The sequence below is a fragment of the bacterium genome (genome assembly GCA_018812485.1).
Taxonomy (GTDB): Bacteria; JAHJDO01; JAHJDO01; order JAHJDO01; family JAHJDO01; genus JAHJDO01.
The window spans coordinates 1-2,384 of the sequence record JAHJDO010000157.1 but is presented as its reverse complement, the minus strand read 5'-3'; the positions used below and the strand labels follow the sequence as shown (position 1 = coordinate 2,384).

Annotated in this window: 3 protein-coding genes; all 3 read right to left on the bottom strand. The window is 45.1% G+C overall.

Features of this window, described 5'->3' with window-relative positions; translation table 11 throughout:
* Window positions 1-1,404 (bottom strand): DNA primase (gene dnaG, locus KKC91_12680; GenBank protein ID MBU0479398.1); only part of this gene is annotated, 1,404 nt, incomplete at its 3' end.
* Between the two features lie 95 nt (window positions 1,405-1,499).
* Window positions 1,500-1,973 carry a GatB/YqeY domain-containing protein gene (locus KKC91_12675; protein ID MBU0479397.1) on the bottom strand — a complete coding sequence of 158 codons (474 nt, stop codon included), beginning with the start codon at window positions 1,971-1,973 and terminating at the stop codon, window positions 1,500-1,502.
* 114 nt (window positions 1,974-2,087) lie between these two features.
* Window positions 2,088-2,270, bottom strand: a complete 183-nt coding sequence (gene rpsU / locus KKC91_12670) for a 30S ribosomal protein S21 (GenBank protein ID MBU0479396.1) — start codon at window positions 2,268-2,270, stop codon at window positions 2,088-2,090.
* Window positions 2,271-2,384: the final 114 nt, after the last annotated feature.

Below are 2,384 nucleotides of genomic sequence, written 5' to 3'. Positions count from 1 at the left end.
TCTCATCTTACCAGTATCTCTCAGCAGTGATTCGATCAACAATCTCTCCGCAGATATTGGGGATGATTCCACGATCTTCCTCTTTTCAAAAGATCTGATCTCTATCCTCCCTCTCGAATCTCCCAGGCGCTCGCCGACTACGTTCTCGTCAAGCCCAAGGGCCTGACTGAGACGTTTGCGATAGATGCTCTTCTCAACCGGGTCGGTGAGCAGGTTATAAAGCTTTCCGACCTTTGTTACCGCCTCGACCTTAGCTGAAGTATCCTTTCCACATTTTGAAGCTATCCGGTCGATAAAAAATTCAAAGAGCGTAACTGCACTTTCGATGCGATGCAAAAATTTTTCTTTACCTTCCTTCTGAATCATCGTGTCGGGATCCTCACCGCGTGGCAACAATACTGCCTTCGGTATGAGCTTTTGTTCGACGAACAGAGGCAGAGATCTTAATGCCGCATTGACTCCCGCATCGTCACCGTCGAAGATCAAAATCATATTTTTGCTGAACCGCGAGAGAAGTCTCAAGTGAGAAACTGTTATCGCTGTTCCAAGTGGCGCGACGACATTTTCAATTCCACTGAGCTTCAAACTTACAACATCGAAATATCCTTCAACCAGAATCACAGCATCTTTGAGCCTGATATCCCGATGCGCGCTCTCCAATCCGTAGACGGAACTGCTTTTATTATAAATGATCGAATCTGGGGAGTTTATATACTTGGCATCTTCTCCATCTTCGAGTGCCCTCCCACCAAAACCTATGATCTCACCGCGCTGACTCACTATCGGAAAGATGAGCCTGCTGCGAAAAAAATCGTAATATGTCCCGTTCGCTCTCACCCTTATCAATCCTAACTCTGCAGCCATATCAAGCGGTGCCTTTATCCTCTTCAATTCAGTTGTCAATGCCTCCCAATTATTGTCGGTTGCTCCAAGCAAAAGTTGCTTAAAAAATTCAGTTTTTATGCCTCTTTCATTCAAATATTTTCGAACTTTATCGGAACTTTCTCCCGACTCCAGATTTTTTGAAAAAAACTCAGCCGCGACCTTATTCAGGCGAAAGAAAAGCTCTCTTTTCTTTTCAAGCTCGGCGTCCTCTCTGCGCGCAAATTTGTTATCCTCAGGGATTGTTATCCCGGCAAGCGAGGCTAACTGTTTTACTGCTTCAATAAAGGAAATGTTGTCGAACTTCATAAGAAAGCGGAAAACATCGCCCCCTTCGCCGCAGCCGAAGCAGTGGAATATCTGTTTTTCGTCGCTCACTATAAAGGATGAGGTCTTTTCAGAATGAAAGGGACAGAGTCCCTTAAAATTACGTCCTGCCTTTTTCAGGGTAACCCGCTCCCCGATAAAGGAGGAAATAGGAATTCTCTCTCTTATCTCTTCAATTAGAGGTTTATTTATCATGAATGCAGTGTTCTATTTTTCGTAGGGGCGGGTTTCAAACCCGCCCACACATTATTTTAGGGCAGGTTTAAAACCTGCCCCTACAATAAACCCATCTACCTCTGAACGAGGTACTTCTTCACAGCCTCACTCACCCTTTTGCCATCTGCTTTACCCTTAACCTTGGGCATCAGCGCCTTCATCACAAGCCCCATCTCCTTTGGCGAAGATGCATTAGCCTCAGCTATCGCCTCTTCGACAAGTTTCTTAAGTTCATCATCTCCGAGCTGTGATGGCATATATTCTCTCAATATCGCAACTTCAGCCTCTTCCTGAGAGGCCTTTTTCTCATCGCCGTGTGTTCTATAGATATCAACCGATTCCTGACGCTGTTTAATCATCGATGACAAGACGGTGATAACGCCATCATCATTGAGATCATCTGCAGGCTGGCTTTGCCCCGACGTTCTCTTGCTGATCACATAATTCTGAACTGCGGCCTTTGCCATCCTGAGGACGCTAAGACGAAGCTGGTCCTTGCTCTTCAACGCCTCTTTCATATCCGATGTAATGCGCTGAACAAGAGACATAAGCACCCCTCTGAACTCATTGATTAAAATTAAATAGCTGGAACGACAAGTTAAAAGCCCCTTTTGAAGGGCCTCCCCCCTACTCCTAACTTGCGAATAGGAATGAGGTCACTTTCAGTAACCTCTCTGACGCTTCTTTCGAGCCGCTTCACTCTTTCTTTTGCGCTTCACGGATGGTTTTTCATAATGCTGTCTTGTACGCAGTTCAGAAAGAATGCCTGCCTTCTCACACTGCTTTTTAAAGCGTCTGAGCGCATGCTCGAACTTTTCACCTTCGCGAATTTTTACTCCTGGCACGACTAAATCACCGCCTCCCAAATGTGCTTTTTGAAAATTTTCACCCCAAAATTTGTGAGTTTTTAGGCTATAACAGGAGCTTATGTCAAGAACAATACACAATACACAATTTCC

What these genes read in the sequence shown, in the direction of transcription:
- KKC91_12675 (MBU0479397.1), bottom strand. Translation starts at nt 1,973, where the DNA reads ATGTCTCTTGTTCAGCGCATTACATCGGATATGAAAGAGGCGTTGAAG.